Raw genomic sequence first — 21,637 nt, forward strand, 5'->3', positions numbered from 1 at the left:
TGATGCGTAATCTCGCTCCCATCCAGGTCGGTTCGGTAACGATCGACAGCCCCGTCGTGCTGGCACCGATGACCGGCGTCACCGACATGCCGTTCCGCACGTTAGTCCGCCGCTATGGCTCGGGTCTGAACGTTACCGAGATGATCGCCAGCCAGGCCGCGATCCGGGAAACTCGCCAGTCGATCCAGAAGGCCGCCTGGCATCCGCTCGAGGAGCCGGTGTCGATGCAACTGGTCGGCTGCACCCCCTATGAAATGGGCGAGGCGGCCAAGCTGAACGCCGATCGCGGGGCCGCGATCATCGACATCAATATGGGCTGTCCGGTGCGCAAGGTCGTCAACGGTGACGCAGGCTCGGCGCTGATGCGCGATCTGAAGCTGGCGTCGGCTCTCATCAAAGCCACGGTTGAGGCCGTCGATGTGCCGGTGACACTGAAGATGCGGATGGGCTGGTGCCATGACAGCCTGAACGCCCCCGAGCTTTCGCGTATCGCCGAAGATCTCGGGGTGAAGATGATTACAGTGCACGGCCGCACCCGCAACCAGATGTACAAGGGCAGCGCCGATTGGGCGTTCATCCGCAACGTAAAGGATGCGGTGTCGATCCCGGTGATCGCGAATGGCGATATCTGCTCGATCGACGATGCCGATGCGGCGCTCGACCAATCGGGGGCGGACGGCATCATGATCGGGCGCGGGGCCTATGGCCGTCCCTGGCTGCTCGGTCAGGTGATGCACTGGTTCGCCACCGGCGAACGCCGCCCGGACCCTGCGTTGGACGAGCAATATCGCGCAGTTGCAGAGCATTACGACGCGATGCTGGAACATTATGGCACCGAAACCGGCGTCAACATGGCCCGCAAGCATATTGGCTGGTACACGCGCGGCTTGCACGGTTCGGCCGAGTTCCGCAACACCGTGAACCACGAGCCCAGTGCCGAGCGGGTCAAGGCAATGCTGTACGATTTCTACATGCCGCAGATCGAGCTTGCAGCGGCTGCCTGACACTGCCGGTCACGGCCGTCCGGGCTTCGCCGCGCTGTTCGGCGCTTTGCCGGTCGCCGTGGTCGTCGTCGATCCCGATGATCGGATCGCCCATGCCAATGGATTGGCCGAGCAGTTGCTCAACCTGTCCGAGCGGCTAATGACAGGACAGCCGCTCGCCGCGATCCTGCCGCCGCCGGACGAACCGCGGAGCCGCGACGGGCACGGCTTTGCCGTATATGACACGGTGATCGCGACGCCGCACGGCCCCAAGATCAGGGTCGATTTCGTCGAGGCCCAGATCCCGGATCATCCCGGGTGGCGGGCGATTACGTTGCATAGCGCGGGACCCTCACGGCGGCTGGCCCATGCGTCGGATCGCAGCGCTGGCGCTCGGGCGGCCGTCGGCGCCGCGGCGATGCTGGCGCATGAGATCAAGAACCCGCTTTCCGGTATCCGGGGGGCGGCGCAGCTGCTGAACGGTGGCGAACTGACCACCCTCATCACCACGGAGGTCGATCGCATTGCCGCGCTGATCGACCGGATGCAGGATTTCAGCGATACCCGGCCGCTGCCGCTGGCATCGGAGAATATCTATCCGCTGCTGGGCCATGCCCGCGGTGTCGCGCTGGCCGGTTTTGCGCGTGGCATCCCGATCGAGGAGCGCTTCGACCCGTCGCTGCCCCCCGCCCGGATCAATCGCGACGCACTGCTCCAGATCGTCATAAATCTTCTGAAGAATGCCCGCGAAGCGGTTCGTGCGGTTCGCAATCCGCACATCATACTGACCACCGCCTATCGCCACGGCATGTCGGTCAGCGCGGGCGAGGGGCGCCCCCGGCTGCCGCTGCCGATCGAAATCTGCGTGATCGATAACGGCCCCGGAGCCCCCGCCGACATTGCGGACCATCTGTTCGATCCGTTCGTATCGGGACGCCGCGAGGGGCAGGGTCTGGGCCTCGCACTCGTCGACAAGCTCGTCCGCGACATGAACGGGATCATCCAATATGCCAGGGAGGGCGCGCCGGAAATGACGGTCCTCCGCCTGCTTTTGCCGAGAGCCCTTCCATGAGCCATGTCCTCGTCGTCGATGACGACGCCGCGATCCGTACCGTCGTCGGCCAGGCGCTGCGGCGGGCCGGGCATGAGGTGACGGTGGTCGAGACGCTGGCACGGCTGGATCGCATCCTGTCGGGCGGTGCGCCCGATGTGCTGGTCACCGACGTCATCCTGCCTGACGGCGATGGGATCGATCATATCCGGGGCGTGGCAGAGCGGTTTCCCGCGTTGCCCATCATCGTTCTGTCGGCGCAGAACACGCTGACCACCGCCGTTCGCGCCGCGGAAGTCGGGGCGTATGAGTATCTGCCCAAGCCGTTCGATCTCGACGCGCTGACCCATGCGGTGGCGGGCGCGCTCGCTCGACGCGGTGTTCTGGTCGAGGATGGTCTGGGCGAAGACGACCGGGCGCTGCCGCTGATCGGGCGGTCGCAGGCGATGCAGGGCGTGTACCGCGTGATCGCTCGTGTCGTGTCGACCGACCTCACCGTCCTTGTCTCGGGCGAGTCGGGTACGGGCAAGGAACTGGTGGCGCGTGCGATCCACGATCTCGGCCCCCGCCGCGCCGCACCCTTCGTCGCGCTTAACATGGCCGCGATCCCGCGCGAGCTGATCGAGGCCGAACTGTTCGGCCATGAACGCGGCGCTTTTACCGGCGCGGCCCAGCGCAATGCGGGCCGATTCGAGCAGGCTTCGGGCGGCACGCTGTTCCTGGATGAGATCGGCGATATGCCGATGGAGGCGCAGACGCGGTTGCTGCGCGTTCTGCAATCCGGTGAATTCACCACCGTCGGCGGTGCGCGGACGATCCGCACCGATGTGCGCATCGTCGCCGCCACCAATCGCGACCTCACTCAGCAGGTCGCGTCCGGCCAGTTTCGCGAAGACCTGTTCTACCGCCTGAACGTCGTGCCGATCGCCTTGCCCGCGCTGCGGGAACGGCGGCAGGATATCCCACTGCTTGCCAGGCACTTCCTGGAGAATGCCGCGCTGCAAGGTTTGCCGAAGCGTCGGATCGACAGCCACGCGCTCGACGTGCTGGTCACCCATGAATGGCCGGGCAATGTCCGCGAGCTGGAGAATATGATGCGGCGCCTGGCCGTGCTGGCCCGCGACGAGGTGATCGATGCCGAGGCGGTGCGGACGATGCTGGGCGAGGCGCGTTCCGCTTCGGGGGCGTTTGGCGCCGCTGCGGCCGATGGCGATCTTACCGCCGCCGTGCGTGCCTATATCGCCCGTCTTGCCATGGCCCACCCGGCAGCATTGGACGACGGTACCTTGTATGATCGTATGATCGGTGAGGTCGAACGCCCCTTGATCGAGGCGATGCTCGCGCGTCACGGCGGCAACCAGCTGCGCGCCGCCCGCGCGATGGGGATCAACCGCAATACGCTGCGAAAACGACTCGATACGCTCAACATTCCGGTCAACGGCGATGATGAGGGCGGAGAGCCCCTGACGTAATTTTCACGAATTGTGGCTTGCAGGACACGCTTCACGTTGTACGGTTGCAACGATGTTGGCGTCCGTGAAGACCGCTGAACCTGCCGAAGGGCCGCGCTCTCGCTTCGCGGTCACTCCGCTCGTGGAGCTTGCGGTCGTCCTGGGGGCGGTGGCGATCGCGGTCGGCACCTATGTTTATATCGCCAGCCGCAACGAAGCGCAGGGCCTGATCGCGCCGCCCGTCATGGCAGCACTGCTCGCGCTCAATCTCGTCCCGGGCGTGCTATTGCTTATGCTGCTCGGGCGGCGGGTGGCGATGCGCCGTGCGGCGAAATCCGCGGTCGGGGGCGGCGGGCGCCTCCATGTCCGGCTGGTTGCGCTATTCTCGCTGACGGCGAGCGTACCGATCCTGTTGACCGTCGTCACCGCGTCGGTGCTGTTCCAATCGTCGGCCGAGTTCTGGATTTCAGACCGCGCGCGCAAGGCGTTTGACGATGCGATGGACATCGCGCGCCAGTCGCAGCAGCAGATCATCAAGCGTTGGGTCGATACGGGTCGCGCAATGTCGCAGGACCTCGGACGCAACCTGCCCGGGCTGCGTGAGAACCAGCGTGATTTCCATGCTTATCTCGTGCAGCAGACCGTCGTCCGTGACACGGTGGAGTCGGTTCTTTTCTCCTACGACCCCAAGCAGGGGTTCAAATTCTACGACTTCTTCAACCAGCCATCGGACACGACCTTCCGGGAGCTGGTGACGCCGGAAATGATCCAGCAGGCGAGCAAACTGAACCGCCCCGAGGTCGGTATCAACGAGCAGCGCGTTTGGGTTGTCACGCCCTTGCCCGAGGGTAAGGGCCTGATGTTGTATATCGGCACGCCGGTGAACGCTGAGTTCCTCAGTAAACAGCATTTTGCGGCCGAAGATGTCTTCGACGACTATCGCGCGCTGCAAGGCCGGGCGCGATCGCTCCAGCTGAAATTCAATCTCGTCCTGTTCGCGATCGCCTTGTTGATCGTCGGTATCGCGGTGTGGATCGCCTTGGCGGTTGCGGATCGGCTCGTCCGCCCGGTGGGCGAACTTGTCGACGCCGCGCGCCGGATCGCGGGTGGTGATCTGACGGCGCGCGTGCCCGATCCCAAAACCCGCGATGAGGTCGGCACGCTCGCCAACGCCTTCAACCAGATGACGGGGCAGTTGGAGCGCCAGAATACCGAATTGGTCACCGCCAATGCGCAGCTGAACAATCGCCGCGCGCTGATCGAGGCGGTGATGGCGGGCGTCTCGGCGGGTGTCATGGCAGTTGATCGTGATCGACGGGTCCGCATCGCGAACAATTCCGCCGACCTTCTGCTCGGCGCCGATCAGGAGGGGCTGGTCGGCCGCAAGCTGGGCGAGATCGCCCCCGAGCTGGACGAACTGCTCGACCAGGGGCGCCGCGAAGCGACGGTGCAGGTGGCGCTCCACGGCGATATGCGGACGCTGGCGGTTCGGATCGCGCAGACGGGTGACGGGCCCATCCTGACCTTCGACGACATCACGCAGCAATTGCTCGACCAGCGCCGCGCCGCCTGGTCGGATGTCGCCCGCCGCATCGCGCATGAGATCAAGAACCCGCTGACCCCGATCCAGCTTGCCGCCGAACGCCTTCAGCGCCGTTACGGCAAGGTCGTCGGGCCCGAAGACCCTACCTTCGGCCGCCTGACCGAGACGATCGTCCGCCAGGTCGGCGATCTGCGCCGCATGGTCGACGAGTTTTCCTCCTTTGCGCGGATGCCGAAACCCGTGTTCCGCGAAGAGGCGATCGCCGATATCTGTGCACAGGCGATGTTCCTGCACGAGGTCGCGCACCCCGAAATCCGCTTCCAGCTCGATCAGGAAGAGCCCGCGCCCACACTGGTTTGCGACCGCCGCCAGATGAGCCAGGCCTTGACCAACATCGTCAAGAATGCGGTTGAAGCCATTGATGCGAGGCCCGACGGTGTGAAGGGCGGGGAGGTCGTGATGACCGTGGGCCAGCAGGGGGGCATGGTCATCATCACGGTTACCGACAACGGCACCGGCCTGCCGCCCGAGCGCGATCGCATCATCGAGCCCTATATGACGACGCGCGCACGCGGCACTGGCCTGGGCCTCGCCATCGTCAACAAGATTATCGAGGAACATGCCGGCACGATCGGCTTTTCCGACAATCCCACCGGCGGCACCATCGTTACGATGATGTTCGACGCTGGTGCCCTGGCGGCGCTGGACCATGGGGGCGCCGAACCCGAACTGGCTGATGAGGGCCAGCTCACTGCTCTGACTCGTACCCGGACGTAAAAAGATCATGGCTTTGGACATCCTCATCGTCGACGACGAACTCGATATCCGCGAACTCGTCGCGGGCGTGCTGGAGGACGAGGGTTATGGAGCCCGCGTCGCAGCCGACAGCGATTCCGCACTGGAAGCGGTGGCGGCGCGGCGGCCATCCCTCGTCCTGCTCGACGTCTGGCTCCAGGGATCCAAGCTCGACGGGCTCGAACTGCTCGACGAGATCAAGCGGCGAGATCCGTCGATTCCGGTGCTGGTGATCTCCGGCCATGGCAATCTGGACACGGCCGTCGCAGCGATCCGCAAAGGTGCCGCCGATTTCATCGAAAAGCCGTTCGAGGCCGAACGTCTTCTGCTGATGGTGGCGCGTGCGACCGAGACGGAGCGGCTGCGGCGCGAAAATGCCTCGCTCCGCGCGTCGGCGGGACGAGAGACGGACCTGACCGGATCGTCGAGTGCCATCAACGGCATCCGGGCGACGCTGAAGCGCGTCGCCGCCACAGGCAGTCGGGTACTCATCATGGGCGCGGCGGGCGTGGGCAAGGAAGTCGCCGCTCGCCTGCTGCACGGCTGGAGCAACCGTGCCGACGCGCCGTTCGTAGTGGTCAGCGCAGCGCGGATGACGCCCGAGCGCGTCGAGGAAGAGCTGTTCGGTGTGGAGGAGGGGGGAGACCTCGTTCGCACTGGCTTGCTCGAACAGGCGCATGGCGGGACGCTGTTCCTCGACGAGATCGCGGACATGCCGATCGCCACCCAGGCCCGCATCCTGCGCGTCCTTACGGATCAGAGCTTCACCCGCGTCGGCGGCACGCGCGTCGTCAAGGTGGATGTCCGTGTCGTATCCGCTACCGCGCGTGACCTGACGCAGGAGATTGCAGAGGGCCGGTTCCGAGAGGATCTCTATTACCGCCTCAACGTCGTGCCCGTAACCATCCCCTCGCTGGCCGAGCGGCGCGAGGACATCCCTCCGCTGGTCGAGCACTTCATGGCGCATTACGCTGGCGAGCGCCGCGTCCGTACGCCCGAGATCGCGCCGGATGCGATGGTCGCCATGCAATCCTATGACTGGCCGGGCAATGTCCGTCAGCTGCGCAATGTCGTCGAGCGGACGATCATTCTGGCGCCCGGCGACCGGGTGGGACGTATCGACCTGGACCTGCTGCCAGCCGAGGTGCTGGGTGAGGGGGCCGATATGGGCGGCGGCGGAGCGACCGCGATCATGGGGGCGCCGTTGCGAGAGGCGCGCGAAAGCTGGGAGCGGGAGTATCTCCGCGTCCAGATCCGCCGCTTCTCCGGCAATATCTCGCGTACCGCCAGCTTCATCGGCATGGAGCGCTCGGCGCTGCACCGGAAATTGAAGCTGCTCGGCATCAGCGAGACACGTGAGGATTGATGAGCAAACGGGCGCGCCCTCTGGACGAATGCCCGTCGAGACCATAGATATTGCATGCGCCCGGCACACGGGCGCAATTCCGACGCCGGGAAACGGCGCTACTCGTGGGCACGGACCCGCCAAGAACAAGGGCTCGACCATGGCCGACAAATCGGGTTCGCTTCAGGACCTGTTTCTGAATGCACTGCGCCGTTCCAAGGCGCCGGTGACCATGTTCCTCGTCAAGGGCGTGAAACTCCAGGGCATCGTCACCTGGTTCGACAATTTCTCGGTACTGCTCCGCCGCGACGGCCAGTCGCAGCTGATCTACAAGCACGCCATCTCTACCATCATGCCGTCCGGGCCACTGGATGTCGCGGCGATCGTCGACGGCGTGAACGAACAGCAGCGCAAGAACCCGCTTTTGCAGGAAATCTTCCTGAACGCGGTGCGCAAATCCGAAGACCCCGTCACGATGTTCCTCATCAACGGCGTCATGTTGCAGGGCCAGATCGCAGGCTTCGATCTGTTCTGCATGTTGTTGCAGCGTGAAGGCATGGCGCAGCTCGTCTACAAGCACGCCGTTTCGACCATTCAGCCCGCACGGCCGCTCAATCTGGCCGAAGAGCAGGCGGGATCGGCCGAGGATTGAGCACGGGTTTCGACCGCGATCGCGGTGAATTCACTCGCGGCGCCCGCACGGTCATCGTCCTGCCCGACCAGGGCGATGCCGTACGTGACGCCGAGGCGCGGCTCGAGGAAACCGCCGGACTCGCCATGGCTATCGGCCTGGACGTGGTTGAGCGCGTGGCAGTCCGCGTCCGCGCGCCCAAGCCCGCTACGCTGATCGGCAGCGGTCAGGTCGAGCAGATCGCCCAGCAGGTGCGGATGGAAGAGGCGCAACTGGTCGTCTTCGACGCCTCGCTGACGCCGGTGCAGCAGCGCAATCTCGAAACCGCGCTGGAGGCCAAGGTCATCGACCGCACCGGCCTGATCCTCGAAATCTTCGGTGAGCGCGCGGCGACGGCCGAAGGGCGGTTGCAGGTCGAACTCGCCCATCTCGACTATCAGGCGGGCCGTCTGGTGCGCAGTTGGACCCACTTGGAACGCCAGCGCGGTGGCTTTGGCTTCCTGGGTGGTCCGGGCGAGACGCAGATCGAGGCGGATCGACGCATGATCCGCGACCGCATGGCGCGGTTGCGGCGCGAACTGGACCAGGTGAGCCGGACTCGGGGGCTCCACCGTGAACGCCGCCAGCGTGCACCATGGCCGGTCATCGCGCTGGTCGGTTACACCAACGCCGGAAAGTCGACCCTTTTCAATCGTCTGACCGGCGCTCATGTCATGGCGAAGGATCTTCTCTTTGCCACGCTTGACCCGACGTTACGCCAGATTTCGTTGCCCGGCATCGACAAGGCGATCCTGTCGGACACGGTGGGCTTCGTTTCCGATCTGCCCACGCAGTTGGTAGCCGCCTTCAAGGCGACGCTCGAAGAGGTGGTTTCCGCCGACCTGTTGATCCATGTCCGTGACATTGCGCATTCCGACACGGAGGCACAGCGCGCCGATGTCGAGGCGGTGCTGACCGAGATCGGCGTGGACCCGGAAACTCCGCGGTTCGAGGCTTGGAACAAGATCGATTTGCTCGAGGGCGATGCGCGGGAGGATGTGCTGGTCGAAGCCGCGCGTCGCCCTAACATCGTCGCCGTGTCGGCGATGACCGGCGACGGCATTGACGATCTGATCGAGCAGGTTGCGGCCGCTTTGACCTCCGGGCATCGGCGTTACCGGGTCACGCTGGACGCCGGGGACGGGGCGGGGGCCGCGTGGCTCCACGCCCATGGCGAAGTGCTTCACCAGATGATCGAGGGCGAGCAGGCGGTCTATGATGTCCGCCTGGCCGAATCCGATTATGATCGCTTCACCCGTCGCGACGCTTGACGCTTTGCCAGAGGGCTTCCTTGGCTTCCAGATCGAGAGCAGGGAAGGCATCGCCCGCTTCGGCCTCCATCGCGCGAAAGCGGCGCTCGAACTTGCTATTGGCATAGCGGAGCGCCGCTTCGCCATCGACGCCGCAATGGCGGGCCCAGTTGACCACTGAGAATAGCAGATCGCCGAACTCCTCCGCCAGCATTTCGGGCGGGGCTTCGGCGATTTCCTGGATTTCTTCGTCGACCTTCGCACGCGACCCTTGCGCATTGGGCCAATCGAACCCGACGCGAGCAGCACGCTTTTGCAGTTTCTCCGCACGCATCAAGGCGGGCAGACCGAGCGCCACGCCGTCCAGCGCGCCACCGGCCGATTTGGCACGGCGCTCGTTGGCCTTGATATGTTCCCATAGATGGTGACCGCCTTCGGCCTGATCGCCGAAGATATGCGGATGGCGCCGCTCCATCTTGTCACTGATCGCCGCAACGACATCGGCAAAGGCGAAATGGCCAAGATCCTCGGCAATCTGCGCATGAAAGACCACTTGCAACAGCAGGTCGCCCAGTTCGTCCTTCAGATCCGCCATGTCATGCCGTTCGATGGCGTCGGCGACCTCATGCGCTTCCTCGATGGTATAGGGCGCGATGCTCTCGAAGCTCTGCGCCACGTCCCATTCGCACCCGGTCTCCGGATCGCGGAGGCGCTTCATGATGGTCAGCAGGCGATCCATAACGGCCAGTCCTCTGTTCCCGCGATTTAGAGAAGACATAATCGTCACCAGATAGAAATGACACCGTCTGGTAGCAGCGGGGGCAGCGTGGAGCCATCCAAACAGCGCAGCGCTGCCCCCGCTGATGCCATTACCTCACGGCTCCTGACCCCGGACCCGCTGCGCCAGCAGCGGGCTTGGTTACCCTGGTTTTCACGCGGCTGACCTTTCCCGAAACTCCATGTCCGATGCCGCATTCCGGGAAAATACAATCGGGAACATATTTCGGGAAAATCAGCCCCGGAGCCGCGAGGCGTAGCCGGTTTGCGGCCCAGGATCTCGATCGACCTTCCCAATCGGGAATGTCGGGGGCGAGCCTTGGCTGGGGAGGCGTTGTAACCCATCTCCGTCCCGCTTCGTAAGCGCTCCCAAAGGGGAGATTTATGACGACTAGCTACGTTCCGAACGACGCCACCACCATCGCTGCGTTGCGATGGTCGATCGTCATCGTTTTCGCATTATTCGGCATCGCCAAGTTCGCGGCATATGAGGCCGAGGGCGTGGCAAAGATCGCAAGCCACTATCCGCTCTTTAGCTGGATGTATCCGATCTGGGGCGAGCGTGGCGCAAGCAACGTCATCGGTACTATCGAGTTGCTGACAGGAGCAATGATCGCGCTCGGCGCTCGCTATCCGTTCGCAAGCCTCGCCGGCGGTGCGATGGGCGTATTCACCTTTTGCGTCACGCTCAGCTTCTCATTGGGTGCGCCCGCGTTCTGGCAGGCGGGATACGGCGCTCCGTTTCTCGGGTCGACCGGCCAGTTCCTGATGAAGGACGCCGTGCTGCTGGCAGCCTGTTACGCACTCGCGGTCGACGGACAACGCCGAATGCCGCGCGGCGACTGACGCACGCGGTCACCAGCGCAGGAGCCTTGGACCCATCAGCGCTCCTACGCTGGCGGCGAGGGCAATTCCTAGTGTGTACCAGGTAAGCACGAAGATGGCCGATACCTCGGGGCAGTGAAGGCAGTAGATCGTCGCCGCCCATCCCCCGGCGCTCAGTCCCGCTGCAGCACCGGCGGCCCTGAAGTGTGTCGGCGCGAGACGCCGGAACGACCACAGCAATCCGGCGAAGATCGGGATCGACAGGGTCAGGACGTGCCACGGACAGCTCCGCCAGCTTTGGCCCAGCCACATCGCCAGCCAGTCGCCAGAGGGCGTCGAGGCGAGTTCGACCACCCCGACGCCTGCCAGGAGGAGCGCCGGCACCGCCAGCAGCCATAGGCCGCGCGGGACGCTCGCGTCCGGACGAGCCAGCTTCACCGCCGTGGACATCGCCACCATCGCGATCGACAGGGTGTAGGCGGCCTTGATCCAGAAGGACGATCCTTGCATCGCCGCATCCAGATCGGGGCGAACGCCGATCGTGGCGCCCATGTAGAGAGCCGCAAGGACGCATCCGGTCGCGATCCCGATGGCGATGCGCCGCGCGACGGCGTTAGGCGGCACACGCGCTACGTCGCGGCTGAGCTGTCGGATCAACTGTTCGGTGCTCTCAGTGCTCATTGCCGTCACCCTTTCAGCCGGGCGGCGAGCGCACGAAGGCCGCGATGCACGGAAATCTTGACGTCGGACTCCCCGATCCCGGCTCGGGTAGCGGCCTCCGCGATGCTTTGTCCGTCGATATGCGTGTCCCGAATGGCTCGCGACTGCTTGGGCGGCAGCGTGCCCAGCAGACGGGCGACATCGATCCGGGCATTCGCGGATGCTTCGAAACCCTCCGTCACCAGCATTGCCTCCACGTCCTCGATCGGGATGTGCCGGCGCTGTCGGCGCAGGTGATCGATCATGCGATAGCGTGCGATGGCATAGAGCCACGCCGTGAAGGGGCGGCCGCGATCCCAGGTCGCCCGGCGGCCATGCACGGCGATCAAGGTTTCCTGCACCAGGTCATCCACTTCGTTGCTGCCGGCGAGCCGCCGGCGATAAAAACGTTCCAGCAGCGGGACGAGCGCGCGCAGTAGCGCAGCGTGAGCGGCAGCGTCGCCATCCAGCCCCCCGATCATCAATGCCTTGAGCTGATCTTCGCTTTGCCCCATCTACACCCCGCAACGCCGCGTCGATCAGTATCGAGCGGGATATTGCGAATGATCAAGGGGCATAGCGTCCAAGCATAGTCCGGAACGACCAGCGTTCGTCACCGGCACCTGTTCGTCGTCCATGCAGTCCTACCCTCCAACGCGCCGGTGCACGGACTACGCGGGAGCGCGGCGTTTGGTTACAACGGCATCTTTTCATTCATGTGCCGTGTAACCGGCTTCCTGGTTGTCCCGTAGTGACAGGAACCATCAAGGGAGGTCACCGATGCGTTCCATGTTTCTGTCCGTCGCCGTCATCGCCGCGCCCATCACGATCGCGGCGCCCGCCCATGCGGCACCGACCGTCAAACCGTTCAATCAGGCCGCGTTCGATGCAGCGCAGAAGGCGGGCAAGCCGATCCTTGTCTGGGTCCATGCCCCGTGGTGCCCGGTATGCCGTCAGCAGGCAAAGACGATCGAGCGTGTCATCGCCGAACCCGCCTATCGCGACATGCAGGTCTTCCGGATCGACTATGACACGCAGAAGCCGCTTTGGCAGAAGTTCGGCGCGACGATGCAGTCGACCCTGATCGGCTTTCGCGGCAAGCGCGAAACCGGCCGCATCGCTCACGAGACCAACGATGCCAAGGTATCCGCGGTGATCCGCGGCGCGCTGGCCTGATCCTCTAATGGCCTCGGCGTTGAACCCCGCGCTCGCCTATGTGGCGGGCGCGCTCACCATCCTGTCGCCGTGCGTGCTGCCGCTGGTACCGATCGTCCTGTCGTCGGCGGCGCAGCGTCACCGCTTCGCGCCCGTGGCACTTGCGGCGGGACTGGTGCTGGCGTTCACCGCGACCGGCTTCGTCGTCGCCGCGTTCGGGCAGGCGCTCGGGATCGATACGCTTGTCGTCCGGAACGCCGGCGCGATCATCCTGTGCCTGGTGGGCATCGTCCTGCTGATACCTCGCCTTCAGGACGGGCTTTCACGGATCGCCACGCCTGCCGCAGCCTGGGCGAGCCGACAGCAAAGCGCACTCGACGACCGCGCCGGGTTGTGGGGTCAAGCGCTGATCGGGGCATTGCTCGGCATCGTCTGGGCACCCTGTGTCGGCCCCACGCTCGGCGCGGCGGTGGCGCTGGCGGCGGAAGGGAAGGATCTGGGCGAAGTAGCGCTGGTGATGGCGGCCTTCGGACTAGGTATCTCCACCGTGCTGCTGGTCATCGCCTTTGCCGCTCGCGGCGCGCTCGCCCGCTGGCGGGGGCGGATGATGGCAGCGGGCGGTCGCGGCAAGATCGTGCTTGGAGGACTGCTGTTAATCGTCGGCATTTTCATCCTGACAGGGGTGGATCGCCAACTCGAAGCCTTCCTACTCGATCATCTGCCCGACCGGGTAACCGAATGGTCGACCGCCTTTTAACATTCGTACTCTCCCACCGAGGCACTCTGCATGACGCACAACATCCTCTCCCTGCTGTCCCTGTTAGCGCTGGCCGGCTGCGGGCAGGCGCCCGCCGGAGCTGCCGCACAGCCCCGCCCGGTCAAACCACTCGTCGTCGGGACGCCCGCCGCGCCTGTGGTGGTCGAACTGTTCCAAAGCCAAGGCTGCTCGTCCTGCCCGCCTGCCAACGCCAACGTGAACGCCATTGCGGATGCGCCGGGCGTGCTCGCCTTATCCTTCGCCGTGACCTACTGGGATCGGCTCGGCTGGAAGGACACTTTCGGCTCCCCCGCCTGGACCGCGCGGCAATGGGACTATGCGCGTGCCGCTGGTCGCCCACAGGTGGCGACACCGCAGGTGATCATCAACGGCGGGCCCACTATCGTTGGCAGCAATCGTGCCCAGCTCGAAGCGGCTATACAGCGCGCCGGCCCTGCGCGTGGCGGTCCTGCCATATCGGTGCGCAATGGAGCCCTGACTCTGGCTGCCGGCAAAGACGTTCCATCGACGATCTGGCTGGTCCGCTACGATCCGCGGACGGTCGAGGTGCCGATCCGCGCCGGAGAGAATGGGGGGCGGACGCTCCCCCACCGCAATATCGTGCGGGAATTGGTAAAGCTGGGCAATTGGTCCGGCGCGGTGACGGAGTTGCCGCTGCCCAGCGCACCCCGCGGGCTGAGCTCCGCCGTTCTGGTGCAGCAGGGTACGGGCGGGCCGATCACCGCAGCGCGCAAGCTGTAAGCCGTTGGCGGTGCCGTCCGCGGCTGGGGATCGGCCGAGTTAGCGAGGCTGCACATCGGCCGACGATATTTCATCGGCCGTGTAACTCCGGCCGGTCAGCGATCGAAGTTGGGATTATGATGATGGGAATTTTCCACTCCATGCGCTCGACACGCCGGACCGGCGCTTGGGCAGACCACCCGGATGCAGGCCCCGGGTTACAAAACCCTCGCGACTATCGGCACGAAGCCGATGGTGTGCGGTACCGAGGAGGCTGCAGATGATCGAGCCGCTATCGACTTCAGCCACCGAGACCCGCGAGCGTGCAGAGCACGGCGGCGAACTGGTGTACCGGCATCGATTGCCGACAAGGCTTTGGCATTGGACCAATGCGGTGGCGATCATCGTCCTGCTAATGAGCGGGTTGATGATCTCGAACGCCCACCCGCACCTTTATTGGGGTGAGTATGGCGCGAATTTCGATCAGCCGTGGTGGTCTCCGCCGCGCTTTCCGGGCTGGGCAACAATCCCCTCAACATACAATCTGGCGCTTGCTCGCCACTGGCATCTGTTCTTCGCTTGGATTCTCGCGTTTGGCCTGCTTGCTCATCTGGTCATCAGTCTGGTCAACCGGCACATCCAGCGTGACCTGACGCTACGGCGCAGCGAACTTGCTCCTTCCCACCTCTGGCAAGACGTGAAGGATCATGCGCGCCTAAAATTCCCCACTGGTCAAGAAGCGCTCCGGTATAACGTCCTACAGAAGATCGCGTATATTTCGATCGTATTCGTCGTTATCCCGCTGCTGATCCTGACCGGGCTGAGCTTGTCTCCCGGATTCAACGCAGTCATGCACTGGCCGCTCGATCTTTTGGGCGGTCGCTCGTCGGCCCGCTCTCTGCATTTCATTTGCGCTGGTATCATAGCTGCGTTCATCGTCGTTCACCTGACTTTGGTGCTACTGGCGGGTCCGATCAACGAGGTCCGTTCGATGTTGACCGGCTGGTTCCGAGTGCCACCCGATCCCGACAAACATATCGCCAAGCTCAAGCGGACCTTGGACACGCAATGACAACGATTCTCACACGCCGCGCTCTTGTCGGCAGCCTTGCAGCCGGCGCCGGCACGATACTCTCAGGCTGCGACCGTCTAGGGCAAAATGAGCAATTTCGCGCGCTCCTCGCATCCGGCGAGCGGGGCAACTATGCCTTTCAGAGGCTATTGCAGGACCGGACGGCGCTAGCTGAGGAGTTCGCTCCTTCGCAGCGCTCGCCCGTTTTTCGAGCGAATGGCACCCGGATGCCGGGCGGAACCGATTATGCACGGCATCTTGCCGTCAACTTCAACGATTGGCGGCTGGTGGTCGACGGCGCTGTCGCTAACCCGCAAGCCTTTTCGCTCGACCAGATCAGGGCGATGCCGACCCGAACCCAGATCACACGTCATGACTGCGTGGAGGGCTGGAGCGCGATCGCGAAATGGCACGGTGTGCCCCTAAAGCTGTTGCTGGATCGCGCAGGTGTCAGTCCGCAAGCCCGTTTTATCGTGTTTCATTGTGCCGACCCACAGACCAACGGGACCATGTACTATGAATCGATCGACCGGATCGACGCCGTTCATCCGCAGACGATCCTGGCTTGGGGGATCAACGACCAGCTGCTTCCGGTCCAGAACGGCGCGCCGTTACGTCTCAGGGTAGAGCGGCAGCTCGGCTATAAACACGCGAAATATGTCCAGCGGATCGAGGCGGTCCCAAGCCTTGCCGGCATCTATGGCGGCAAGGGTGGGTATTGGGAGGATGCTGCAGGATATGAGTGGTACGCAGGACTCTGAGAGATCGCGATCACACGATAAATTTCTATGCTGGCGGTGGTTTGGACGTTGAACGTGTCCGACATTCCGCCAGCGAAAGCTGACATTCCCGTTTCACCATCCTTTGTGAGACGCTGGCAGGGGCGCCATGCAGTTATCCCGTCTGTTGGCGGACATACTCGCCCAAGCCGCGCGCGACGAGTTCGTCGTTGGAGAGGCGGGGGCCTCGCTTCAGGCGCTGATTGCCAAGTTTGCGGCGGTCCAGCTTCGGCCCGGGTGGTACGGGCGAGGGGGCCTTGAACACCCCGCCGGGCTGAGCGGTACGCGCCGGTTCGTTGTTGTTGCGCTTCGCGTGGTGCGGCTGCACCTGCTGGATGGCATGGGCGAGCGCCAGCGCCGCGTCGAGGTGCTTGTTGTCGACCACCGGTGCCTGGTTCACGCGGCGCATCTTGTCGAAGACGCGATAAGGCAGGACCTCGCCCTCGTGCTGGATCTCGAGGCGGCCGTCCGGGTATTCGCACACATCCACCTTCTTGCGCGCTAGCCCCTGAGCGACCGGGGTCGGCTCCAGGATGAACATGGCCTTGTTGTAGTGCAGGGTGAGGGCGCCGGTGACGGTGCGCTGCTCGCGCCAGACCATCTCGGCTTCAAGGTTCTCGTGGATGGCCAGCGGTCGGTGCAGATCGCGCGGGTCGAACGGCGCCTTGGCGAACCGCTGGTTGTGTTGCGCCATATAGGAGGGGAGGAAGGCGTTGGCTTCGTCGATGGTGTTGATGCGGTGGAGCCGCATCGCCTTGACGAGCCGGTCCTGCAGCGTCGCGTTGGCCCGCTCGACGCGCCCCTTCGCTTGCGGCGAGTTCGCGCAGATCAGATCGATGTTCAGCCGGTCCAGTGCCCGCCCGAGATGGGTCATCCCGTCGCCGTTCGCCGAGGCTGTGTTGTTGCGGAACGCGCTGTGCTTGTCCGTGTAGAAGGCGACCGGCTTGCCGTGCCGCTCGAGGTACGTCCGCGTCGCGCGCATGTAGGAAAAGGTGCTTTCGCTCTCGACCATCTCGAGGTGCATCAGCTCGCTCGTCGCGTCGTCGATGAACACCAGCAGCGTGCATTGCGGGCCGCGGTCCTCGAACCACCAGTGTTTCGAGCCGTCGACCTGGACCAGTTCGCCGCGACAGTCGCGCCGATAGCGGGGTTGGTAGGGGCGCGGGCGCCTGGCCGCGCGGTCTTTCCAAAGGCCCGCCTCCATCATGATCTGACGCAACGTCTCACACGAGAGGCCCAAGCCGTGCCGCTCCGCAAGGTATTCGCGCGCGAGCGTCGGCCCGAAGTCGGCATAGTTTTCCCGCACGAGAGCGACGACCTCGGCGCGAAAGGCGTCGCTGTAGCGGCGGTTGCTCGGGCGTCCGCGCTTGCGCGACACGAGTCCAGCAGCGCCTTCCTGTCGAAGGCGATCGAGCAGCCGGTAGATTTGCCGCCGCTGGAGGCCAAGAAGCTCCATCGCGTCCGGGATCCGGATCTCGCCGCGGTCGAGCCGCATCAGCGTGTCGAACCGGGTGATCTCAGCAGCACTCATCGTCAGCACCGTCATACCATGCGCGTCCTCGTTGCCGAGGAAGGCTATGACACCGGCGACCCACTGAAAGCACCGGCAGTGCCGTTTCTATCTAGCAGGACGGTGTCATTTGTATCTGGCGCCTACATCCTCTAAATCTGATAATATGTATTATGTAAAAATGTGTCAGGTGCGGGCACTGAGAATGAGTACCCCCTGCTCGATACGCCATGACCGTAATCGGCTCAGAACGTTCATGCCGATAATGTCCTGATCGCCGAAGTTCGGCGCTACGTGGGCGCCGATATTCGTTAGATGGATCGGCCCGATGGCAAGATCGGCGACGGTCGTATGTGAAGCCGCGACACGACCATTGGCGGTCTCGATCAGGCTGCCGAACGGGCTTTCGCCAAGATCGAGCCCGGCGGCCTTGGCCGTCGCTTCGGACAAGGCGGTTGTCGTGGCCCCGCTGTCGATGAGCATCCGACGCTCGACGCCATTGACCCGAACGTCGGCATAGAAATGGCCGTCATCCGCCATCGGAATGCGAACGACGCCATTGGGCGCCGCCGCGCCAGGCATAAGGCCGGTCAGACGCTCGCGTTGCGCGATCACCAAAAATACGACGCCGAAAATGCCGATCCAGATCAATGCCATCCGCACGGTCTGCCCGATGGGAATGCGTCGGGCCGCCAGTGCGCTGAGTGGCAGCAAAAGGATCAGGCCATAATAGACGATGTCCATGGCCCGATCCGCATTCACGGGATCAACTCCATGCCGTCATAAGCCGGTTCGACCCCCAACGGCAATTCGCGGCAAAGGGTCGCATAATCCATCGATTGGTCCATGTGGATCAGCACGCTATGGCGAGGTTTAAGTTCGTCGATCCAGTGCAGGACGGACGGCAGATCGGCATGCGCCGGATGCGGATGCCGACGAAGTGCATCGACCACCCACAGATCCAGGCCCGAATACAGCTCGGCCATATCCGGCGTCAGCTCATGGAAATCCGTGGCATAGCCGATGCTCTTGCCATCACATTCGAAGCGAAGCCCCGCTGACAGGATGCGGCCATGGGGCTGGTCGACCGTTCGAACCCGGATCGAACCGATCGAAAATTCATCCTCGATCCGGGTCATGGTCGCGGTCGGCGGATAGCCGGTCTTGCCCCGGAAGACATAACCGAAACGCCCCTCCAGCGATGCCGCCGTCGTCGGCCGAGCATAACCGGACACCGGCTCGCCCAACGCATGGAAGATCTGCCGGATATCGTCGATGCCGTGGCAATGATCGGCATGGTCATGGGTCCAGATGATAGCGTCGACCGTGCCGACCTCGGCGGCCAGCAACTGCTCTCGCATATCGGGGCCGGTATCGATCAGGATGCGGGTGCCCTCATGTTCGATCAGAGCCGAACAGCGCATCCGTCGGTTGCGGGGCTCGGCAGGGTCGCAGGCTCCCCAGTCATTGCCGATCCGGGGAACGCCGGAAGAGGTGCCGCAACCCAGGATACGGATTTTCACGCGCGCGTCTTCGCGAAAAGCCGGTGGAAATTCTCGGCGGTCGCCCTGGTCAGCTGTTCGACCGTCTCACCGCGCAGGTCGGCGAGGAACTTGGCGGTGTCGGCGACGAACGACGGCTCCCCCGTCTTTCCCCGATGGGGAACGGGGGCGAGGAACGGCGCGTCCGTTTCCACGAGCAGACGGTCGAGCGGCAGGCGCGCGGCGGTTTCCTGCAAATCCTTCGCGTTCTTGAAGGTCACGATACCCGAAATGGATATATAAAAGCCTAATGCCAGGGCCTTATCGGCAAAATCTCCACTGGCCGTGAAACAGTGGATGACGCCGGGATAGGCCCCCTTCCCCATCTCGTCAGCCAGGATCGCGGCCGTATCGTCCTCGGCGTCGCGGGTGTGCACAACGAGCGGCAGGCCGGTTTCGCGGCATGCGGCGATGTGTGCGCGGAAGCTCGCCTGTTGGCGTTCGCGGTCGCTATGGTCGTAATAATAGTCGAGGCCACTCTCGCCGATCCCGACGACGCGGGGATGCCGGGCCCGTTCGATTAGCTTGGCCGTATCGATATGAGGGTGCGCGTCGGCTTCGTGTGGGTGAATGCCGACCGTTGCCCAGACGTCCGGCTCGCGTTCGGCGGTGGCGATCACCGCATCCCACTCGCTTTCGCGGGTCGAGATGTTGAGCATGGCGGTGACGCCCCGGTCGCGCGCGCGGGTCAGGATCGCCGCCTGATCCTCGACCAGCCCCTTATAGTTCAGGTGGCAATGGCTGTCGGCCAGCATCAGGCTTCAGCCCCCGCCGGGATTTCCAGGCGCGGAAAGGCCGGGGTCGGGGCGGCCAGCGGCACGCCATTTCCGGCGCGGCGGGCATACCAGCCGTTATCGTCGATCGCGGCATGATCGCGTTCGTCGGCCCCCAGCGTATCGAGGACGAGGCCAGCGCCGCGCGGCGTTACCGGCAGGATGGCGATCGCCAGCATCCGGATCGCGCGGACCAGCGTGCCGAGAACGGCATGCATCCGATCGGGATCGGTCTTGCGCAGCGACCAGGGGGCCTGCACGTCGATATACTGGTTGCAGGCATAGACCCCGCGCATCCAGGTCTCGATACCCTGGCTGAGCATCAAATCACCGAACGCGGTCTTGAGCCCGGCACAGGCGACGACCACTTCCTCCAGCAGCGCCGCATCCGCCGGATCGCTGCGCCCGGCCTCAGGCAATTCGCCGCCCAGATTCTTGGCGATGAACGACAAGGTGCGCTGGGCGAGATTGCCGAAGCTGTTGGCCAGTTCCGCATTGACGCGGGTGACGATTGCCTCGGCCGAATAGGAGCCGTCCTGCCCGAAGCTTACCTCCCGAAGGAAGAAATAGCGCAGCGCATCGACGCCGAAGGCATCGGCCAGCCCCATCGGATCGACGACGTTACCGACCGACTTGGACATCTTCTCGCCCCGGTGGAGCAGGAAGCCGTGCCCGAACACCGACCGCGGCAGCGGCAGATCGGCGGACATCAGGAAGGCGGGCCAATAGACGGTGTGGAACCGAACGATGTCCTTGCCGATCAGGTGCAGATTGGCAGGCCAGAAACGCGCAAGATCACTGTCCGAATTGGGATAGCCGGTGCCGGTCAGATAGTTGGTCAGCGCATCGACCCAGACATACATGACATGGCCGGGGCTGTCGGGCACCGGCACGCCCCAGTCGAAGCTGGTCCGCGACACCGAAAGGTCGGACAGCCCACCCTCGACGAAGCGCATGACCTCGTTGCGGCGGCTTTCCGGGCGGATGAAGTCGGGATTGTCGCGGTACAGGTCGAGCAATGGCTGCTGGTATTTGGACAGGCGGAAGAACCAGGTTTCCTCGGCGGTCCATTCAACCGGCGTGCCCTGCGGAGACAACTTGGTGCCGTCCTCGCCGACCGTCAGTTCGCCCTCGTCGTAAAAGGCCTCGTCACGCACCGAGTACCAGCCCTCGTAACGGTCGAGATACAGGTCGCCCTTGGACTGCATCGCCTTCCAGATCGCCTGGCTGGCGGCATAGTGGTCGGTGTCGACTGTACGGATGAAACGGTCGTATGAAATATCAAGACGATCGGCCATGACATGGAAATGGCTGGACATTTCATCGGCGAACTCGCGCGTCGAGATTCCCCTCGCCCGTGCCGCCTGGGCCATTTTCAGGCCATGCTCGTCGGTGCCGGTCTGGAACAGGACATCACGGCCCGCCTGACGCTGGAACCGGGCGATGACGTCGGCCCCCACCATCTCATAGGCATGGCCGATATGCGGACGGCCATTGGGATAGTGGATGGCGGTGGTGATGTAGAATGGATCGGCCATGGCCGGTCCCTAGAACATCCCCAGGCGCAGGTGAAGCCCGGCGTGCGTCCTCAGCCGCGAACCGTCCAGGCCAGCCAGAGCCAGCCGATGATAAGAAGCGTGCCGCCGATCGGGGTGATCGCCCCGAACCAGCGCGGCGCGCCAAAGGCCATGGCATAGAGGGTGCCCGCGAAGATCGCCGCCCCGATGACGAAGGTCCAGGCGACCCCCCTCGCCTCCATGCGCAATGCGACGAACGCGGCCACGGCGTGGATCAGCTGATATTGGCCGCCGGTACGCAACCATTCGACCGCGACGCCTTCGGCACGGTGGGCACCGAAGGCTCCGGCGGCGATGGCGATCGCGCCGGAAAGTGCCGCCAAGATCGCAACCAATCCCATGG

Annotated in this window: 22 protein-coding genes; 13 read left to right on the forward strand and 9 right to left on the reverse strand. The window is 64.2% G+C overall.

The genetic code is table 11. The features are described 5' to 3' along the window. Nucleotides 1–2: 2 nt before the first annotated feature. The 7 genes from dusB to hflX are packed head-to-tail and all read left to right on the forward strand — an operon-like array spanning nucleotide 3 to nucleotide 9,109. Entirely contained in the window at nucleotides 3–1,004 is a 1,002-nt protein-coding gene (gene dusB / locus AC1GI4_RS01860) for a tRNA dihydrouridine synthase DusB (RefSeq protein WP_479628337.1), read from the forward strand. Beyond that, the gene (locus AC1GI4_RS01865; protein WP_294272567.1) at nucleotides 988–2,055 is read left to right on the forward strand and encodes a two-component system sensor histidine kinase NtrB; all 1,068 of its coding nucleotides are present in this window, start codon (nucleotides 988–990) and stop codon (nucleotides 2,053–2,055) included. The genes dusB and AC1GI4_RS01865 overlap by 17 nt, the downstream gene beginning before the upstream one ends. Beyond that, entirely contained in the window at nucleotides 2,052–3,506 is a 1,455-nt protein-coding gene (gene ntrC, locus AC1GI4_RS01870) for a nitrogen regulation protein NR(I) (protein WP_479628338.1), read from the forward strand. Before AC1GI4_RS01865 ends, ntrC begins: the two co-directional genes overlap by 4 nt. Before the next feature lie 52 nt (nucleotides 3,507–3,558). Further along, entirely contained in the window at nucleotides 3,559–5,805 is a 2,247-nt protein-coding gene (locus tag AC1GI4_RS01875) for a sensor histidine kinase NtrY-like (RefSeq protein WP_479628339.1), read from the forward strand. A 7-nt stretch (nucleotides 5,806–5,812) separates the two neighbouring features. Next, the gene (gene ntrX / locus AC1GI4_RS01880; protein ID WP_294272559.1) at nucleotides 5,813–7,189 is read left to right on the forward strand and encodes a nitrogen assimilation response regulator NtrX; all 1,377 of its coding nucleotides are present in this window, start codon (nucleotides 5,813–5,815) and stop codon (nucleotides 7,187–7,189) included. A 28-nt stretch (nucleotides 7,190–7,217) separates the two neighbouring features. Next, nucleotides 7,218–7,820, forward strand: a complete 603-nt coding sequence (gene hfq / locus AC1GI4_RS01885) for an RNA chaperone Hfq (protein ID WP_479630328.1) — start codon at nucleotides 7,218–7,220, stop codon at nucleotides 7,818–7,820. Continuing rightward, nucleotides 7,817–9,109, forward strand: a complete 1,293-nt coding sequence (gene hflX, locus AC1GI4_RS01890; protein WP_479628340.1) for a GTPase HflX — start codon at nucleotides 7,817–7,819, stop codon at nucleotides 9,107–9,109. Before hfq ends, hflX begins: the two co-directional genes overlap by 4 nt. Here the strand turns inward: hflX and mazG are convergent. Beyond that, nucleotides 9,090–9,827 carry a nucleoside triphosphate pyrophosphohydrolase gene (gene mazG / locus AC1GI4_RS01895; protein ID WP_479628341.1) on the reverse strand — a complete coding sequence of 246 codons (738 nt, stop codon included), beginning with the start codon at nucleotides 9,825–9,827 and terminating at the stop codon, nucleotides 9,090–9,092. The genes hflX and mazG overlap by 20 nt on opposite strands. 422 nt (nucleotides 9,828–10,249) lie before the next feature. Between mazG and AC1GI4_RS01900 the strand changes: the two genes are divergently transcribed. Further along, a complete protein-coding gene (locus AC1GI4_RS01900; protein ID WP_066760141.1) occupies nucleotides 10,250–10,711 on the forward strand; it encodes a YkgB family protein in 462 nt (153 codons plus the stop codon). Nucleotides 10,712–10,720: 9 nt separating this feature from the next. Here the strand turns inward: AC1GI4_RS01900 and AC1GI4_RS01905 are convergent, their stop codons facing one another. Both AC1GI4_RS01905 and AC1GI4_RS01910 read right to left on the reverse strand, forming a co-directional pair. After that, complete coding sequence (locus AC1GI4_RS01905) at nucleotides 10,721–11,371, reverse strand: DUF1109 domain-containing protein (RefSeq protein ID WP_066760187.1); 651 nt, start codon at nucleotides 11,369–11,371, stop codon at nucleotides 10,721–10,723. A gap of 5 nt (nucleotides 11,372–11,376) precedes the next feature. Further along, nucleotides 11,377–11,904, reverse strand: coding sequence for a sigma-70 family RNA polymerase sigma factor (locus tag AC1GI4_RS01910; RefSeq protein WP_066760140.1), 528 nt, complete (start codon nucleotides 11,902–11,904; stop codon nucleotides 11,377–11,379). A gap of 265 nt (nucleotides 11,905–12,169) precedes the next feature. On the opposite strand from AC1GI4_RS01910, the gene AC1GI4_RS01915 reads away from it, so the two are divergent. The 5 genes from AC1GI4_RS01915 (at nucleotide 12,170) to AC1GI4_RS01935 (ending at nucleotide 15,875) form a co-directional block, all read left to right on the forward strand. Beyond that, a complete protein-coding gene (locus AC1GI4_RS01915; protein ID WP_082731213.1) occupies nucleotides 12,170–12,565 on the forward strand; it encodes a thioredoxin family protein in 396 nt (131 codons plus the stop codon). Nucleotides 12,566–12,572: 7 nt separating this feature from the next. Next, nucleotides 12,573–13,301 (forward strand): cytochrome c biogenesis CcdA family protein, encoded by a 729-nt coding sequence (locus tag AC1GI4_RS01920; RefSeq protein ID WP_066760139.1) that lies wholly within the window; start codon nucleotides 12,573–12,575, stop codon nucleotides 13,299–13,301. A gap of 30 nt (nucleotides 13,302–13,331) precedes the next feature. Beyond that, nucleotides 13,332–14,063: a DUF1223 domain-containing protein gene (locus AC1GI4_RS01925; protein WP_066760138.1), complete on the forward strand. Its 732-nt coding sequence runs from the start codon at nucleotides 13,332–13,334 to the stop codon at nucleotides 14,061–14,063. A 259-nt stretch (nucleotides 14,064–14,322) separates the two neighbouring features. Then, nucleotides 14,323–15,114, forward strand: coding sequence for a cytochrome b/b6 domain-containing protein (locus AC1GI4_RS01930; RefSeq protein ID WP_066760136.1), 792 nt, complete (start codon nucleotides 14,323–14,325; stop codon nucleotides 15,112–15,114). After that, on the forward strand, nucleotides 15,111–15,875 hold the full coding sequence (locus tag AC1GI4_RS01935; RefSeq protein ID WP_066760134.1) for a molybdopterin-dependent oxidoreductase: 765 nt from the start codon (nucleotides 15,111–15,113) through the stop codon (nucleotides 15,873–15,875). Before AC1GI4_RS01930 ends, AC1GI4_RS01935 begins: the two co-directional genes overlap by 4 nt. A 133-nt stretch (nucleotides 15,876–16,008) precedes the next feature. Here the strand turns inward: AC1GI4_RS01935 and AC1GI4_RS01940 are convergent, their stop codons facing one another. The 6 genes from AC1GI4_RS01940 to AC1GI4_RS01965 form a co-directional block, all read right to left on the reverse strand. Further along, nucleotides 16,009–17,439: an ISNCY family transposase gene (locus tag AC1GI4_RS01940; RefSeq protein WP_066760133.1), complete on the reverse strand. Its 1,431-nt coding sequence runs from the start codon at nucleotides 17,437–17,439 to the stop codon at nucleotides 16,009–16,011. Nucleotides 17,440–17,589: 150 nt separating this feature from the next. Further along, entirely contained in the window at nucleotides 17,590–18,147 is a 558-nt protein-coding gene (locus AC1GI4_RS01945) for a retropepsin-like aspartic protease family protein (protein ID WP_479628343.1), read from the reverse strand. 14 nt (nucleotides 18,148–18,161) lie between these two features. Further along, entirely contained in the window at nucleotides 18,162–18,926 is a 765-nt protein-coding gene (locus tag AC1GI4_RS01950) for an MBL fold metallo-hydrolase (protein WP_479628344.1), read from the reverse strand. Beyond that, a complete protein-coding gene (locus tag AC1GI4_RS01955) occupies nucleotides 18,923–19,699 on the reverse strand; it encodes a TatD family hydrolase (protein ID WP_479628345.1) in 777 nt (258 codons plus the stop codon). The genes AC1GI4_RS01950 and AC1GI4_RS01955 overlap by 4 nt, the downstream gene beginning before the upstream one ends. After that, complete coding sequence (gene metG, locus AC1GI4_RS01960) at nucleotides 19,699–21,255, reverse strand: methionine--tRNA ligase (RefSeq protein WP_479628346.1); 1,557 nt, start codon at nucleotides 21,253–21,255, stop codon at nucleotides 19,699–19,701. The genes AC1GI4_RS01955 and metG overlap by 1 nt, the downstream gene beginning before the upstream one ends. Nucleotides 21,256–21,305: 50 nt before the next feature. After that, entirely contained in the window at nucleotides 21,306–21,635 is a 330-nt protein-coding gene (locus tag AC1GI4_RS01965; RefSeq protein ID WP_294272535.1) for a DUF423 domain-containing protein, read from the reverse strand. Between the last annotated feature and the right edge of the window lie 2 nt (nucleotides 21,636–21,637).

It is taken from the genome of Sphingomonas sp. 77B (assembly GCF_056497825.1).